The organism is Vreelandella lutescens (assembly GCF_014640815.1).
Classification (GTDB): domain Bacteria; phylum Pseudomonadota; class Gammaproteobacteria; order Pseudomonadales; family Halomonadaceae; genus Vreelandella; species Vreelandella lutescens.
In genome coordinates, this window is sequence record NZ_BMHM01000003.1 from 318,511 (window position 1) to 333,676 (window position 15,166).

Here is a 15,166-nt window from a genome sequence, read left to right on the forward strand (position 1 = left end):
GGGCAGCGGCGTTTCATTGGGTAGGCAAAAAGAGGGGGATTAAGGCGCTAGACGTGCCCGATGGAGTCGCCTAGCGAGGAGGAGGAGTTCTATCATCGCAAACAGAATCAAGCTGTAGCCGAGTAGCTCAATGGCCTCTTCAGCGATATCTTTAAAATCGCGGATATAGTTCTCCTCCAGCACCGCGCGCCAAAAGTCTTGACGGCCGTAAAGGCGCGAGAAGATATAGGTCACCAACACGCCAGCAGCGAACAATCCAAACGAAAACGTATTACTGTAATAGTAGAACTCATCCAGAAAACGCTGCCGGTGGAGAATCACCCAGGCAAGGCTTGGCAGCACGATCAGCGCCACTACAAACTTCCAGGTATTGTCGGCGACATAGTGATCCAGAAAGTAGTCCTGCTCGCGTACCAGGGATGCCGATATAAATGCCAAGAGCAGCAGCGTGACCGTTGGCCATACCTTAAGTACTTGGCGTACATAAATCAGCAAGGCGCAACAGCTAGCGAGCACCAGCGTTTGGGTGAACTCGGTAAAGCCAAGCTCGGTATAGCGCACCTCCGGTAAGTACAGCACCTCTAAGTAGCCGCCTTGAGCAATACCGCCAATGGCAAGGGTGTAAAGAGTGGCACGCAGTAAGGCGGTGCGAAAACTAATCGCCCAGGGTGGAGACGGTGACATACCAATATCCTTATCGGAGGGGTAGCGAGACAAACATGCAGAGATGAATGTTCATTATAACGTCACCTTTGTGTGCTCGCACGTCCAACCTACTGCATATCACTCGACGGCCAGTGGATAAAGCTGCAAAGTAGCTGGCAGATACAAAATGAGAAGAGCGTGATCTCAGCAACACCGTTTCGACTGGATAGTTTCATTAGAAGAGTTCTAAGCGTTTAGTGACAAGTAAGAACGACCGTTGAGGGGCGGGCACAGTTATGGCAATTAGCGTATTTGATCTGTTTCGGATCGGCATTGGCCCATCCAGCTCACATACCGTAGGCCCCATGCGGGCAGCGCGGGATTTCGTGATGGCGCTGACGGCACCGGAAGTGACTCGTGTGGTGGTGCGGCTGCACGGTTCGCTGGCGGCGACCGGCGTTGGTCATGGCACTGATAACGCGGTGATCATGGGATTGATGGGGGAGACGCCTGAAGCGGTTGACCTAGACACGATTACTGAACGCCTGGCTGCGCTAGAGAGCGGCGCGTCGCTCACACTGCCCAACGGCCAGACGCTGGGGTTTGATAAAACCCGTGATATTGAGTGGGATGAGACCTGCCTGCCGTTTCATCCCAATGCGATGGTGCTCACGGCGTATCAGCACGAAGCGCCGGTCGCTACAAACACGTACTACTCCCTGGGTGGTGGGTTTTACGTCGATCAAGCCTGCGCCGATCAAGGCGGGCTGGATGAGGACAAAACGGCACTGCCTTACCCGTTTGAGTCGGCTAATGAGCTGCTAGCACTGTGTCAGCAGCATGGCCTGCGCATCAGCGAGCTGATGTTAGAAAACGAGAAAGCCTGGCGAAGCGACGCCGCGATACGTGACGAATTACTCACCATTTGGCACGCCATGCGCCAAAGTATCGATAATGGCCTTGAGGCCACCGGGCGCCTACCGGGCGGCTTAAATGTCCGCCGCCGCGCCCACTCACTGCATCAACAGCTGCTGTCACCGCCTGCCAACCAGCGCTTGATTGTCACCAGTTTTACCGTGATGGATTGGGTCAATCTGTTTGCGTTGGCGGTCAATGAAGAGAATGCTGCTGGAAAGCGGATGGTGACCGCGCCGACTAACGGGGCCGCAGGCATTGTTCCCGCCGTGCTGGCCTACTACTTAAAATTTGAGCCCGACGCCTGCGATGCTGACGTGGTGAATTTTTTGCTGACTGCCGGTGCGATGGGCATTTTATGTAAAAAGAATGCCTCTATTTCCGGTGCTGAAGTAGGCTGCCAGGGGGAGGTGGGGTCGGCCTGCGCCATGGCCGCCGCTGGGCTTGCTGAAGTGTTGGGCGGCACGCCCAAGCAGGTAGAAAACGCCGCGGAGATTGGGCTGGAGCATAACCTGGGCCTCACCTGTGATCCTATCGCTGGATTGGTTCAGGTGCCCTGTATTGAGCGCAACGCGATTGCGTCGGTCAAGGCGATTAACGCCGCCCGCATGGCGTTACATGGCGACGGCGACCATTTTGTCTCGCTGGATAAAGTGATTCGCACCATGCGCGATACCGGGCGCGATATGCAGGATAAATATAAAGAGACCTCTAAAGGCGGCCTCGCGGTCAACGCGATTGAGTGTTAAGTCGCGGGCAGGGTAGTGGCAATATTCGCTACCAAATAGTCCACCAGCTGGCGAATTTTCGGCGATAAGTGGCGGTGGCGTGGGTAGACCGCCCACACCGCCGTATCGTTATGCTGAAAAGGCTCCAGAACCGACACCAGCTCACCGCTGGCCAAGTAAGGGGCTACGTAGTAGTCCGGCAGTTGGGCAAGCCCTAGCCCTTTGAGCGCAGCATCAAGTAACGCAGGCCCAGAGTTACCGCTCCAACACCCCTCGACTTTTACCTCGCGGCGCTGGCCGTTAACTTCAAAGAGCCAGTTAGGGCGTGAGCCGATCAGGCAGCGATGCTGGCTCAGCTCGGAAAGCGTATGGGGCCTGGGGGCCTGGCGAAAATAGGCGTTAGAGCCCACCACGTACTCCCGCCGTTCGCAAAGCCGTCTAGCAATCAGGCTGGAATCCTTCAGCACTCCCATCCGAATCGCAACATCGTAGCCCTCTTCAATCAGTTCCACCGGCCGGTTGGTAAAGTGCATATGCACCTCTAATTGTGGGTGCAGGCGCTGAAAGTCATTCACAAGCGGCGCAATGTAACGCTCTCCGAAGGTGGTGGCAGACGTAAGTTTAAGCAGCCCATGGGGTTTGGCCTGTAGCTCACTGATCACCTGCTCGGCATCCCGCAGCCCGTCAAATAGATGGCGGCAGTGCTCGACATAAAGCGCCCCCGCATCCGTTAACCGAATCTGCCGTGTGGTACGGTAGAGCAGCTGTACGCCAAGCTGGTTCTCTAACTGGCTAACCAAGCGGCTGATATGTGAGGTCGATACTTTTAAGTGACGTGCGGCGGCGGAAAACGTGCCCAGCCTCACGACCTCCACAAACGCTTCGATGCGATCCCAGCGCTGCATGCATGACCCTTACACGTTAGATTGTTGCTCACAGGCAATAATCTTATGAGTGTATCCCGCTTTATCCCCTCCGCCTAGCTGACCTACACTGAAAGCCTCTTTAGCGTATCAATGGAGTGTCTTGCTGATGTCGATGATCTCTGCACGCTGGTCTCGCCGCGCCTTGGTGGCGGCAATAAGTATGGGATGGGTAGTCGCTGCGCAGGCAGAGCCACCTGCCCAGCAGCAGGAGCAGGCCCCTGGCTGGTTCCGAATGATGGTGGGGGAGTACGAAGTGACGGCCTTGTATGATGGCCACACCACGTTGGATACCTCGCTGCTTAAAGGAATGGAGCGGGAGGAGATCCTTCGCCATTTGGATGCGCTGTTTATTGATGCGGAAAACGGCATGCAAACCGCCGTGAACGCCTTTTTGATTCACACTGGCGATAACTTAGTGCTGGTAGATGCAGGCTCTGCCGCCTGCTTTGGACCTACCTTGGGCCAAGTGGAGCAGAACTTACGCGCTTCTGGCTATGTGCCAGAAGAGGTCGATACGATTCTGATGACGCACCTGCATCCTGACCATGTGTGCGGTTTAGCCGATGAGAACGGTGACGCGGTTTACCCCAACGCAGAGCTGCGGGCGAGCCAAGGCGATGCTGACTTCTGGTTAGATGAAGAGCGCTCTCAGGCACTGCCGGAAGATCAACGCGCCTTCTTTACCATGGCGCAAGAGGCCGTGGCTCCCTATCAAGAGAGCGGTCGCTTCAGCCCCTTTGAGCCGGGCGATGAGCTGCTAATGGGCATCGTCGCGCAAGACACTCACGGCCATACCCCAGGTCATGCGAGCTTTATGCTCCACAGTGATGAAGACGCCATGCTGGTATGGGGGGACGTTGTACACAGCTACGGCGTTCAATTTGCCGACCCGAGTGTGGCCATCGAGTTTGATTCTGACCCGGAACAGGCCATTCGCACCCGTGAAGCCGTATTAGAAAGTGCCGTTGCGGATAAGCACTGGGTAGCGGGTGCCCACATGCCGTTCCCTGGTATTGGTCATATTGTGGAAGATACCGAAGGCTACCGCTGGCTGCCCATTGAATTTGGGCCTATCAGCAGCGATAGCGAGTAATCCATCACCTTTAGCGAGCACGCTATAGCGTGCTCGCAACGCCCATCCAATAGGAGTGACTATGAAATCACGTGCGGCAGTGGCACTTGAAGCGGGTAAGCCGCTTGAGCTAGTTGAGATTGATGTTGAAGGCCCGAAGGCGGGAGAAGTACTGGTCAAAATGGCGGCCACCAGCGTGTGCCATACGGATGCATACACGCTGTCTGGTGCTGATCCGGAAGGCAATTTCCCGGCGGTACTCGGCCACGAAGGGGCGGGCGTTGTTCAGGAAGTAGGCGAAGGTGTTACCAGCCTCAAGCCGGGCGACCACGTCATTCCGCTCTACACCGCGGAGTGTGGCAAGTGTAAGTTCTGCCTCTCAGGTAAAACCAACCTGTGTGGCAGCGTACGTGCGACCCAAGGTAAAGGCGTCATGCCAGACGGCACGTCACGCTTTTCGCTAGACGGCAAAATGCTGCACCACTACATGGGCACCTCCACGTTTAGTGAGTACACCGTGCTGCCGGAAGTCTCGCTGGCGGTCGTCTCCAAAGAAGCGCCGATGGATAAAATCTGCCTGCTGGGCTGCGGCGTGACCACCGGTATTGGCGCTGTACTCAACACCGCGAAAGTAGAGCCGGGTTCTACCGTTGCCGTGTTCGGCCTGGGGGCCATTGGTTTGGCGGTGATTCAGGGTGCGGTGATGGCGAAAGCATCTAAAATTATCGCTATCGATGTGAATGCGGACAAATTTGCGCTGGCCAAGCAGTTTGGTGCCACGGACTTCGTCAACCCGAAAGATTACAGCGACCCGATTCAGCAGGTCATTGTTGATATGACCGATGGCGGCGTCGACTACTCGTTTGAGTGTATCGGCAACGTCAACGTGATGCGCTCAGCGCTTGAGTGCTGTCACAAGGGCTGGGGTGAATCGATCATTATCGGCGTGGCAGGTGCAGGCGAAGAGATCTCAACCCGCCCCTTCCAACTGGTGACCGGTCGCGTTTGGAAAGGCTCGGCGTTCGGTGGTGTGAAAGGCCGTAGCGAGCTGCCGGGCTACGTGGATCGCTATATGAATGGCGAACTCAATATCGACGACTTTATCACTCACGATATGCCGTTTGAGAAGATCAACGAAGCGTTTGAGTTGCTGCACGCAGGCAAGAGCATTCGTACCGTGCTGCATTACTGAGTATTATCTACTCAAACAGTACCGGGTAAACGAACGCGGTAGGGGCGACCTGCCGCGTTTTCATCTTCTCAAGGAGCCTACCCCATGAGCATGAGTGAAACTTTAGAACTGGTGTCGGCCAACCGCAGCTGCGGCGGCTGGCACAAGCGCTACCGCCATTACTCCCGGGCGCTGGATTGCGATATGGTCTTCGCGGTTTATCTGCCGCCTCAGGCAGAAAACGAGCGTGTACCGCTCTTATGGTGGCTATCGGGCCTGACCTGCAACGACGAAAACTTTATGCAGAAGGCAGGTGCACACCGCATTGCCGCAGAACTTGGCGTGGCGATTGTCTGCCCGGATACCAGCCCGCGCGGCACTGACCTACCCGGTGAGCACGACAGCTACGATCTTGGCTCCGGGGCAGGCTTCTACGTAAACGCCACCCAAGCGCCGTGGAAGTCCAACTACCGCATGTACGATTACGTCATTGAAGAGTTGCCCTCCGTGGTGCGCCAGCACTTCCCGGTTAACGGGCGTGAATCTATCAGTGGCCACTCCATGGGCGGCCACGGGGCGTTGATTCTGGCCCTGCGCCATCCTGGCCGTTTCCGCTCGGTCTCTGCCTTTGCGCCGATTGTGAACCCGATGAACTGCCCCTGGGGGCAAAAAGCCTTTACCAGCTACCTTGGGGATGATCAGTCGCGCTGGCGCCAGTACGATGCCTGCGAGCTAGTGGCGAACGGTGCTTCCCGCCAGCGGCTGTTTATCGACCAAGGCGAAGCGGACCAGTTCTTGGAAGAGCAGCTGATGCCCGAGCGTTTGGAAGCCGTATGTGAAGAGCATGATCACCCGCTGACGCTGCGTCGCCAGCCGGGCTATGATCACAGCTACTTCTTTATCGCCTCGTTCATCGAGGACCATTTGCGCTATCATGCGGAACACCTCATGAAACGCTAAGGATTCCGAGATGCTCAATCGCGCGCTGCGCCGTTTTCTTCGTCTGCTATGGCGTCTTGTATGGCGTGGTGCGCTTGGGTTTGTAGTGCTCTCCGTGGCCCTGGTGCTGCTGTTCCGTTTTGTCCCCCCGCCTGGTTCTATGGTGATGGTCGAGCGTAAAGTGCAAAGCTGGATCAACAGCGAGCCGATTGATATTCAGCGCCAGTGGCGTAGTTGGGAAAACTTATCCAGTAACGCCAAACTGGCGGTGATTTCCGCAGAAGATCAGCGCTTTCCTCAGCATCGCGGCTTTGATCTCGTTGAAATGCGTCGTGCTTGGCAAGCGAGCCAAGACGGGGCGCGGCTGCGCGGTGCCAGCACCTTGAGCCAGCAAACCGCCAAAAACGTGTTTTTATGGAGCGGGCGCAGCTGGGTGCGTAAAGGGTTGGAGGCGTGGTTTACGCTACTGATCGAAACGCTATGGGGTAAGCAGCGGATCTTGGAGGTGTATCTCAACGTTGCCGAGTGGGATACCGGTGTCTTCGGTCTTGAAGCTGCCGCCAACCACTATTTCGGTGCTTCAGGCAGTGCCTTGACCGAGCGTCAAGCCAGCCTGTTGGCCGCGATTCTTCCTAGTCCTCGCACTCGCAGCGCCTCTCGGCCCGACGCCCAGGTCGAGCGCCGTAGCCAGTGGATTCGTCAGCAAATGCGCAACTTGGGTGGCACTTCTTACCTTGAACGGCTTTAACCAGCGTTAGCGAATCACTGGCCCTGGTGGTTAGTCGTACTTTTCCGATGCCACGATAGGCAACTTGGCCACCTGCGGGCGAGCAAAGTAGTAGCCCTGCTGTACGTGGATGCCTAGTGCTAACAGGCAGCGCGACTCGTCGCGGGTTTCCACGCCCTCAGCAACGAGCTGGGTGCCAAGCGTGCGTGCCAGCGCCACCATACTTTTTAGAATGGCTTGGCGGCGGATATTACTATCGCAGCCCATGACGAGCTCACGATCAATTTTGAGCGTATCGGGCCGCAAATCGGTGAGCAGGTCCAAGTTCGCGTAGCCGTTGCCGAAATCATCCAACGACGTGGTAAAGCCCATGCGACGATAGCTGTCGATGATATTGCGCATATGGGCACGATCAACAACCCGCTCGGTTTCTGTTATCTCGAAATTAAGCCGCTCGGTGGGCCAGCCTACCCGGCGTGAGGTTTCTAGTGTGGATTGGATACAGGCTTCCGGTTCATAGACGGCATTGGGAAGAAAGTTAATCGAAAGCCGCTCTTTCATGCCTAGCTCACTGGCAAGTTCAATTGCCTTAACGCGGCAAGCCTGATCAAAGCGATACATTAACTCATCGGTGACTTGGTCTAGGATCGAAAAGGCCGATTCGCCGTTGATGCCGCGAACCAGCGCCTCGTAATAGATCACCTGCCGTTGCAGAACATCGACTATCGGTTGGAAGGCCATCGTAAACGCGAAGGGAACCGGTGTATCACAGCGATTGCAAACGCCGTTCACCCTGGCGCAATGAGGTTGTGCAGTCATGTTTTTCCAAGCCCTGGAATTTTCATCATTATCATATGATTTATGTCGTTGAAGGTCTTACCACCATTACCACACCGGCAATAGCGATCACCATGCCCGCTAACCCAAGCAGCGGTAAGCGCTCATCAAATAGCCACCACGCCTGCAGCGCGGTGACCGGTGGCACAAGATAAAAGAGGCTTGCCACCCGGGAAGCCTCCCCCTTTTTTATCAAGGCCATTAATAGCAGGATAGCGGCAATTGACAGAATCAGCACGAGCCAGCCAAGCGTGAGCATAAACGTTGTGCTCCACGTCACCTCTCGGCTTTCAAATAACAGTGCGCCTATCCCCAATAGCCCGCCAGCGGCCATATATTGAATCACAGCGCCAGACAGCAAAGGCATGCTGGTGCAGTAGCGCTTTTGATATAGCGTGCCCAGAGAAATACCTAGCAGTGCCGCCATCACGCTGATGAGTGCGCCTGCGCCAAACCCGCTGAACAGCGTACTGCCAAGTTCTAACTTGCTGCCTAGTACCAAGCTGATGCCGAGCAGGCCCAACATTAGGCCCAGCCACTGCTGCTTGGTCAGTCGCTCTCCCAACAGTGGGCCAGCGCAAGCAGCAGTGAGGAGTGGCTGCAGACCTACTAGTAGAGCGGCCAAGCCCGCGGGCATGCCCAAATAGATGCCGTAAAAGACACCACCTAAATAGGTGCCATGTACCAGCAAACCTGATATCGCGATGTGTTTCCATAACCTGGGTGATGACGGCCAGGAAATACGCATTAGCCACGTGAGTGGGATCAGCAACATCAGTGTCAGGACAAAACGAATAAACAAAAAGGTGAAAGGCTCGGCATAAGGGAGCCCAAATTTTGCCCCAATAAAGCCTGTGCTCCATAAAAGAACAAAGACGCCGGGCATAGCGGCTAGCCCAAGAGTAGTCGCATCTTTTTCTTGTAAGACTTTGAAATTAATAGACATAATGTTCCTGGAGTAGCATGATTAATGGTGTGGTTGATTTACTTTTTGTTCTTTTTGTTACTTAGTTTTACATAAAAGATTGAACCTGCGCCTGAACAGCGCGTCACACTGGGCACATTCATAACGCGCCAATGAGGTTTCTTACTATGCAACGTATGACTGCTTTGTTCTCTGCTGCTCTTCTCGCCACTGGTCTGCTGGCGGGTACTGCCCACGCACAGCAAACCGAAGGCCAAGCACAAGATCCGATGGCTACCCAGCAAGCACCGGCCCAGGATTTTTCTGATCAGCAGCTACAGCAGTTCGCGGATGCTTCTCAAGAAATCGCCGTGATCTCGCAAGAGTACACACAGCGTCTGCAGGAAGCAGAAGACGAAACTGCCCAACAGGAAGTTCGCGCTGAAGCCAATGACCGCATGATCGAAGTGGTTGAAGATAGCGGTCTGGATGTCGACACCTTCAATGCGATTGGTCAATCTATTCAGCAAGACCCAGAGATGATGCAGCGCGTTCAAGAGATGGCTAGCCAGTCGTAAGCACTCTTAATCGTCTCATCAAGGCTATGCGGATAGTGCCAGATTTTCCTTAACGTGCGAAGTATCTGCATATCGGCAGCCGAACAAAGCCCAGCGCCAACGCGCTGGGCTTTTTTATTTCAACGTTCTCTATCGTCATGCTTTCCTCTCCCAAGGGTTGTCGATGCCCATCGTTCAAGACAAACTTAGCCCATGGCTGGCTGCGGGATAACCAGTGAAAGAGACATAGCGCCAGTAGGAGAGCGTATGGACGTTGAGCTATTAGAAATACGCCAGCATATGGGGCAGTTTCCCCCGTTTGATGGTTTATCAGATGAACTGCTGGACGCAATTGCCGAGCAGGTAGAGGTGAGCTACTTCAAAACAGATAGCGATATCCTGACGCTCAACGATACGCTGAACGAGCTCTGCTACATTCGCAGCGGCGCGGTTGAAGTATATCGCCGCCAAGGCGAGCTCTATAACCGCCTAGGCGAAGGCGATATTTTTGGCCACTTCAGCCTGTTGCGTAACCATAAGGTGCGTTTCCCCGCCAAAGCCATTGAAGATACGCTGATCTACTTTATCCCCGACGCGGTGTTTCAGCGCCTGTGTGAAGAGGATGATGACTTTGCCGATTTCGTCGAGCTGGAGCGCCCTCGGTTAGAGACCGCCGCCGAGCAGCAAAAAAAGTCTAACGACATGATGGTGACCCGCATTCGTAAGCTGGTCACCCGTTATCCGGTCATGGTGGAATCCACCACCAGCGTGCAGCAGGCGGCCAAACAGATTATTGATGCCCAGGCCTCTGCGGTGCTGGTGATTAATGAAGGTAGCAATAACCCGCGCTACAGCTTTCAAGATAGCGAAGGCAAAACTTGGCAGATGTGCGGCATTCTTACCGATAGTGATTTCCGTACGCGGGTGGTGGCGGAGGGCCTATCGCCCAGCACGCCGATTGGCGAGGTGATTTCTGAACGGCTGATTACTATTCAGTCGGATGCCTCGGTGTATGAGGCCATGCTGACGATGCTGCGTAGCAATGTTCATCACCTGCCGGTGCTTTACCGCCAGCGTCCGGTAGGTGTGGTGCACTTATCCGATATCATTCGCTACGAAACCCACAGCGGGCTCTACTTGGTCAGCAACATCTTTAACCAATCCAGCGCTCAAGGGCTGGCCAAGCTCGCGCCGGACGTTCGAGCGGCATTCGTACGCATGGTGCAGGAGGGTGCTAACTCGCAAATGGTGGGCAGCGCGCTCTCCACGATTGGGCGCAGCTTCACTCGCCGGCTGCTGGAGCTAGCCGAAGATACGCTGGGGCCGCCGCCGGTGCCGTACTGCTATATGGTTAATGGCTCTATGGCACGCAACGAGCAGAGTATTGTCACCGACCAGGATAACGCGCTGATTCTCTCGGATGATTTTGTTCCCGAAGAGCACGACGAGTACTTCCATGCCCTGGCGGCGTTCGTCAGCGACGGCTTGGCCGCCTGTGGCTACACCTACTGCAAGGGCGATGTGATGGCCACCAACCGCCAGTGGCGTCAGCCGCTGGCGGTATGGAAACGCTATTTTCAGGACTGGATGGCTAATCCAACGCCAGAGAAGCTGCTGCATAGCTCGATCTTTTTCGATCTCGACAGTATTTATGGGGAAGACCTGTTCGTCGAAACGCTGCAGGATTTGATTGCTCAAACCGCCCCTAAGTCGCCGCTGTTTCTGGCGGCCATGGCACGCAATGCGCTCAACCGTACGCCGCCGCTAGGCTTTTTCCGCACCTTTGTGATGGAGAAAGATGGTAAGCACAACAACTCTATCAACCTCAAACGGCGCGGTACGGCACCCATGGTGGACCTTATTCGCGTGCATGCGCTGGCCTGCGGTTCAAAAGCGCAAAACTCCTTTCAGCGTTTAGACGACATTAGCAAAACGCAGCTGCTCGCTACTGGAGTGAGTGACAAGCTGAGCTATGCGCTGGAGTTTCTATGCATGTCGCGCATCCGCCATCAGATGATTGACCTGCAAGAGGAGCGCGTGCCGGATAACAATATCGAACCGGAAAACGTAGAGGATAGCGAACGGCATACGCTGAAAGATGCCTTCCAAGTGCTCAGCAATGCCCAGAAATTTTTGAAATTCCGCTATCCCGTTCCTACGCAACGGCAGGGGCGCTGATATGCACGGCATACGACCGCGCCAAAAAGTCACTCAAGCTGATTGGAATGGCTACATGGCTGCCCGCGCTGAACGGGCCCAAGATGAGATGCTGAAGCGTTTTTTTAGTACGCCAATGCCCGACCCTGAAACGCCCTTATCGGAAGTGCCGATGGTCGCGCTGGATATGGAAACCACGGGGCTGGATGAGCGTCGTCACGGGATCGTCAGTATCGGTGTGGTGCCGTTTACGCTAGGGCGTATTCCTATGGCTCAGCGCCGCTACTGGGTGGTAAAGCCACCCCGGCCGCTGGATGAAGCCTCCATCGCCTATCACCATATCACGCACTCAGAGGTGGCCGATGCGCCAGATCTGGATGGCGTGCTGGATGAGCTGTTAGCGGTGCTGGCAGGGCGTATTGTGGTGGTGCACTTTCGCAATATTGAGCGTCCTTTTCTCGATGCGGCGGTGAAGGCGCGTCGAGGGGAGGGAGTACTGTTTCCGATGATCGACACCATGTCGTTGGAAGCACGACTGCATCGACAAACCCTCTGGGCACGCTTTCGGCGCTGGCTGGGCCGCCCGCCGGTATCGATTCGTTTGAATGCCAGTCGTGAACGCTACGGTTTACCCCCCTACCAAGGGCATCATGCCTTGGTGGACGCACTGGCCACCGCCGAGCTGCTGCAAGCGCAAATTGCCAATCGTTATTCGCCTGATACGCCGCTCAAGGCAGTGTGGTGTTGAAAGGGCACATGCTATTGAAAGAATAGACAACGCAAACGGGCAGCCCAAGGGCTGCCCGTTTACGTGTTGCTGAGAGATTAAGCGCTCACCGTTAGACCGCTTTCGGTTCGCTCATCAAGCCTTTGATAATGGCATAGCAGGCCACTAGCAAAATGATGGTGAACGGGAACCCGGTTGAGACGGCCATGGTCTGCAGTGCGGTCAAACCACCGCCCAGCAGCAAGGCAATCGCAATCGCGCCTTCGATAATCGCCCAGAACACGCGCTGCGGTTTCGGTGCATCTACTTTACCGCCAGCGGTGATGGAGTCGATGACTAGCGAGCCGGAGTCCGAGGACGTCACGAAGAAGATCACCACCAGCAAAATCGCAATAAACGAGGTGATTTGCGACAGCGGCAGCTGCTCTAGCATGATAAACAGCTGCAAATCGACGCCTGCATCACGTACGGCTTCAATGCCCTGGCTGACGTACTGATCAATCGCCGTGCCACCGAAGGTAGTCATCCACAGAACCGAAACGACCGACGGTACGATCAGTACAGAAATCAGGAATTCACGAACGGTACGGCCACGTGATACTCGTGCGATAAACATACCGACGTACGGGGACCAGGAGATCCACCACGCCCAATAGAAGGCGGTCCAGCCTTGGCTAAAGTTCGCGTCTTCACGGCCAAACGGGTTGGAAAGCGCCGGTAAGTGAACCACGTAGCTCACCAGGTTCTCGAAGAAGCCGGTAGCGATCAGCAAGGTCGGTCCCACCGCGATCACAAAGAACAGCAGGGCCGCGGCCATGGCAATATTGATTTTGGACAGCAGCTGAACACCTTTATCGACACCGGCCATAATGGAGCCAATCGCAATAATGGTGATACCGATGATCAGCAGAATCATCGTGATGTCGCTTTCTGGTGCACCGAACAGGTACGTTAAACCGGCTGCCGCTTGGGTAGCGCCCAAACCAAGAGACGTGGCCAAACCGAACAGCGTGGCAAACACCGCCAGAATATCAATCAGGTGGCCCGGCCAACCCCATACGCGCTCACCCAGCAGCGGGTAGAACACCGAACGCATGGAGAGCGGTAAGCCTTTGTTAAACGAGAACAGTGCCAGCGATAATGCCACCACCGCATAAATCGCCCACGGGTGCAGGCCCCAGTGGAAAATAGTCGCTGCCATGCCCAGCGCAGCAGCGCCTGCGGTGTCGCCTTCAGCCCCTGCCAGTGGTGCCCAGCTGCCGCCATCTAACGAGGTGCCAAAGTGGGTCAGCGGCTCGTTAACGCCGAAGAACATCAAGCCAATCCCCATACCTGCTGCAAACAGCATGGAGAACCAGCCGGTATAGGTGAAATCTGGCTTGGCATCTGCGCCGCCGATGCGGATTTTACCCAGCGGTGAAACAATTAAGCCCAAGCACAGGATGACAAAAATATTGGCGGCCAGAATAAAGAACCAGGCCAGATTGCCGGTTAAGAAACCAAAGATGGCATCATAAACCGGTGCAATCGTATCTTGCAGTGCAAGGGTGAGCACAACGAATAGCAGCACCACGACCGCTGAAATGGAGAAAACCTTGCCGTGTAGATCAAGGTTAAACCCCATTGCATTGGTCGTAATGTTGTCCTGACCGATCACATAATCTGTGTCAATCAGGTTCGCCGGTCCATCAGGGGCGGGGATGCCTTCTGAAACCGGCTCTTCAGCGGGACGCTTAGAGTCAGGGTTATCCACGGGAGCCTCTCCATGTCGAACAGAAACCGCTACACGCACGTTTATTAACCAGCGGTAAACCTCTGGTCACTCATCAATGCGGTAGCAGGCGTGCGTTACATAAGTAACAATAGCAAACGTTGCTTAATGTTTATTCAACGCGCGGGAACATTACCACGAAAAAGCACTACGTTTACAACGACAACAGAGGGCCGCAGCCCTCTGTTATTTAACGCTTGGGCAAGGCGTTTAGCTATTGAGCCAGTGCTCAACGACGTCTTGATTCTCTTCTACCCACTGTTTGGCGTTCTCGTAGGGGTCGCTGCCATCTTCTTGGTTCATCAGCATGACCTCACCCATCTGGTCGGGTGTCCACTCAAACGCATCCAGAATCGCGTAGGCTTCCGGCATATCCTCTTTCAGACCGCTACGTACCACGGTATGGATCTGCTCGGCACCGCCATAAACGTTTTCCGGATCTTCAAGATATTTCAGATCAAAACGAGCGAACATCCAGTGAGGCGTCCAGCCGGTCACGACGATGTCTTCTTCATTTTGGATCGCGCTGGCAAGGGCCGCGGTCATGGTGGCACCGCTACCGCTACGCAGGTTCAGCCCAAGGTCATAGGTATCCACAACCTGCTCGGTGAGCGACATCAAGCCGGCACCGGGGTCAATACCGATGATCTCGCCATTAAAGCTGTCGGCGTTGTCGTTTAAATCAGCAATGGAATCCACGTCAGTATAGTCGGGTACGACTAAGCCGAGCGTGGTGCCGTCGAGGTTAACGCCTAGGTCTTCTGTGTTATCACCGACACGCTCCATGTAGTCAGCGTGGGTGGTGGGCAGCCAAGCCGCTACGATGGCATCAGCATCACCCGTGGAAAGCGCTTGGAACATGGCCGCAGCGGAGAGGGAAGTCAGTTCCACCTCAAAACCTGCCTGCTCAAGAACAGCGGCCACCACATTGGTAGAAGCAACCTCAGAAGACCACTCTACATAGGCCAGATTAACGGTGCCCTGGTCTTGAGCGTGGGCCATGCTGCCTGCGGCAAGGCCAGTACCCGCCACTAAGGCTAATGAAGCGAGACGGATGCGGTGATTCAACGTACGAGTTTTCATTCACTTG

Annotated in this window: 14 protein-coding genes; 8 read left to right on the forward strand and 6 right to left on the reverse strand. The window is 55.2% G+C overall.

Annotation, left to right across the window (positions count from 1 at the left end; translation table 11 throughout):
- Nucleotides 1-39: 39 nt before the first annotated feature.
- Complete coding sequence (locus IEW65_RS09085) at nucleotides 40-684, reverse strand: hypothetical protein (protein WP_188639160.1); 645 nt, start codon at nucleotides 682-684, stop codon at nucleotides 40-42.
- 257 nt (nucleotides 685-941) lie between these two features.
- Between IEW65_RS09085 and IEW65_RS09090 the strand changes: the two genes are divergently transcribed.
- Nucleotides 942-2,309, forward strand: coding sequence for an L-serine ammonia-lyase (locus IEW65_RS09090; RefSeq protein WP_188639161.1), 1,368 nt, complete (start codon nucleotides 942-944; stop codon nucleotides 2,307-2,309).
- Here the strand turns inward: IEW65_RS09090 and IEW65_RS09095 are convergent.
- Nucleotides 2,306-3,193, reverse strand: coding sequence for a LysR family transcriptional regulator (locus IEW65_RS09095; protein WP_188639162.1), 888 nt, complete (start codon nucleotides 3,191-3,193; stop codon nucleotides 2,306-2,308). The two genes, IEW65_RS09090 and IEW65_RS09095, sit on opposite strands and share 4 nt — an antisense overlap.
- Nucleotides 3,194-3,320: 127 nt before the next feature.
- Here IEW65_RS09095 and IEW65_RS09100 point away from each other — a divergent pair, with 127 nt between their 5' ends.
- From IEW65_RS09100 to mtgA, 4 genes are all read left to right on the forward strand, one after another.
- Complete coding sequence (locus tag IEW65_RS09100) at nucleotides 3,321-4,307, forward strand: MBL fold metallo-hydrolase (protein WP_188639163.1); 987 nt, start codon at nucleotides 3,321-3,323, stop codon at nucleotides 4,305-4,307.
- A gap of 61 nt (nucleotides 4,308-4,368) precedes the next feature.
- A complete protein-coding gene (locus tag IEW65_RS09105; protein WP_188639164.1) occupies nucleotides 4,369-5,478 on the forward strand; it encodes an S-(hydroxymethyl)glutathione dehydrogenase/class III alcohol dehydrogenase in 1,110 nt (369 codons plus the stop codon).
- A gap of 84 nt (nucleotides 5,479-5,562) precedes the next feature.
- A complete protein-coding gene (gene fghA / locus IEW65_RS09110; protein ID WP_188639165.1) occupies nucleotides 5,563-6,417 on the forward strand; it encodes an S-formylglutathione hydrolase in 855 nt (284 codons plus the stop codon).
- A 10-nt stretch (nucleotides 6,418-6,427) separates the two neighbouring features.
- Nucleotides 6,428-7,144, forward strand: coding sequence for a monofunctional biosynthetic peptidoglycan transglycosylase (gene mtgA, locus IEW65_RS09115; RefSeq protein WP_188639166.1), 717 nt, complete (start codon nucleotides 6,428-6,430; stop codon nucleotides 7,142-7,144).
- A 30-nt stretch (nucleotides 7,145-7,174) separates the two neighbouring features.
- Here the strand turns inward: mtgA and IEW65_RS09120 are convergent, their stop codons facing one another.
- Together IEW65_RS09120 and IEW65_RS09125 are read right to left on the reverse strand one after the other, a co-directional pair.
- Complete coding sequence (locus IEW65_RS09120) at nucleotides 7,175-7,942, reverse strand: EAL domain-containing protein (RefSeq protein ID WP_479694273.1); 768 nt, start codon at nucleotides 7,940-7,942, stop codon at nucleotides 7,175-7,177.
- A 40-nt stretch (nucleotides 7,943-7,982) separates the two neighbouring features.
- A complete protein-coding gene (locus IEW65_RS09125) occupies nucleotides 7,983-8,906 on the reverse strand; it encodes a DMT family transporter (RefSeq protein ID WP_188639167.1) in 924 nt (307 codons plus the stop codon).
- Between the two features lie 146 nt (nucleotides 8,907-9,052).
- On the opposite strand from IEW65_RS09125, the gene IEW65_RS09130 reads away from it, so the two are divergent.
- The 3 genes from IEW65_RS09130 to IEW65_RS09140 all read left to right on the forward strand — a co-directional run bounded on the left by IEW65_RS09130 (nucleotide 9,053) and on the right by IEW65_RS09140 (nucleotide 12,326).
- Complete coding sequence (locus tag IEW65_RS09130; protein WP_188639168.1) at nucleotides 9,053-9,442, forward strand: DUF4168 domain-containing protein; 390 nt, start codon at nucleotides 9,053-9,055, stop codon at nucleotides 9,440-9,442.
- 246 nt (nucleotides 9,443-9,688) lie between these two features.
- Nucleotides 9,689-11,599 (forward strand): DUF294 nucleotidyltransferase-like domain-containing protein, encoded by a 1,911-nt coding sequence (locus tag IEW65_RS09135; RefSeq protein ID WP_188639169.1) that lies wholly within the window; start codon nucleotides 9,689-9,691, stop codon nucleotides 11,597-11,599.
- Between the two features lies 1 nt (nucleotide 11,600).
- Entirely contained in the window at nucleotides 11,601-12,326 is a 726-nt protein-coding gene (locus IEW65_RS09140; RefSeq protein ID WP_188639170.1) for a 3'-5' exonuclease, read from the forward strand.
- 91 nt (nucleotides 12,327-12,417) lie between these two features.
- Here IEW65_RS09140 and IEW65_RS09145 read toward each other — a convergent pair whose 3' ends face one another.
- Nucleotides 12,418-14,058, reverse strand: coding sequence for a BCCT family transporter (locus IEW65_RS09145; RefSeq protein ID WP_188639171.1), 1,641 nt, complete (start codon nucleotides 14,056-14,058; stop codon nucleotides 12,418-12,420).
- A gap of 228 nt (nucleotides 14,059-14,286) precedes the next feature.
- Nucleotides 14,287-15,159 (reverse strand): glycine betaine ABC transporter substrate-binding protein, encoded by an 873-nt coding sequence (locus tag IEW65_RS09150; RefSeq protein WP_188639172.1) that lies wholly within the window; start codon nucleotides 15,157-15,159, stop codon nucleotides 14,287-14,289.
- Nucleotides 15,160-15,166: the final 7 nt, after the last annotated feature.

Excerpts from the sequence above, each read along its gene's own strand:
- IEW65_RS09085 (WP_188639160.1), bottom strand. The coding sequence starts at position 684 with ATGTCACCGTCTCCACCCTGGGCGATTAGTTTTCGCACCGCCTTACTG.
- IEW65_RS09090 (WP_188639161.1), top strand. The coding sequence starts at position 942 with ATGGCAATTAGCGTATTTGATCTGTTTCGGATCGGCATTGGCCCATCC.
- IEW65_RS09095 (WP_188639162.1), bottom strand. The coding sequence starts at position 3,193 with ATGCAGCGCTGGGATCGCATCGAAGCGTTTGTGGAGGTCGTGAGGCTG.
- IEW65_RS09100 (WP_188639163.1), top strand. The coding sequence starts at position 3,321 with ATGTCGATGATCTCTGCACGCTGGTCTCGCCGCGCCTTGGTGGCGGCA.
- IEW65_RS09105 (WP_188639164.1), top strand. The coding sequence starts at position 4,369 with ATGAAATCACGTGCGGCAGTGGCACTTGAAGCGGGTAAGCCGCTTGAG.
- fghA (WP_188639165.1), top strand. The coding sequence starts at position 5,563 with ATGAGCATGAGTGAAACTTTAGAACTGGTGTCGGCCAACCGCAGCTGC.
- mtgA (WP_188639166.1), top strand. The coding sequence starts at position 6,428 with ATGCTCAATCGCGCGCTGCGCCGTTTTCTTCGTCTGCTATGGCGTCTT.
- IEW65_RS09120 (WP_479694273.1), bottom strand. The coding sequence starts at position 7,942 with ATGACTGCACAACCTCATTGCGCCAGGGTGAACGGCGTTTGCAATCGC.
- IEW65_RS09125 (WP_188639167.1), bottom strand. The coding sequence starts at position 8,906 with ATGTCTATTAATTTCAAAGTCTTACAAGAAAAAGATGCGACTACTCTT.
- IEW65_RS09130 (WP_188639168.1), top strand. The coding sequence starts at position 9,053 with ATGCAACGTATGACTGCTTTGTTCTCTGCTGCTCTTCTCGCCACTGGT.
- IEW65_RS09135 (WP_188639169.1), top strand. The coding sequence starts at position 9,689 with ATGGACGTTGAGCTATTAGAAATACGCCAGCATATGGGGCAGTTTCCC.
- IEW65_RS09140 (WP_188639170.1), top strand. The coding sequence starts at position 11,601 with ATGCACGGCATACGACCGCGCCAAAAAGTCACTCAAGCTGATTGGAAT.
- IEW65_RS09150 (WP_188639172.1), bottom strand. The coding sequence starts at position 15,159 with ATGAAAACTCGTACGTTGAATCACCGCATCCGTCTCGCTTCATTAGCC.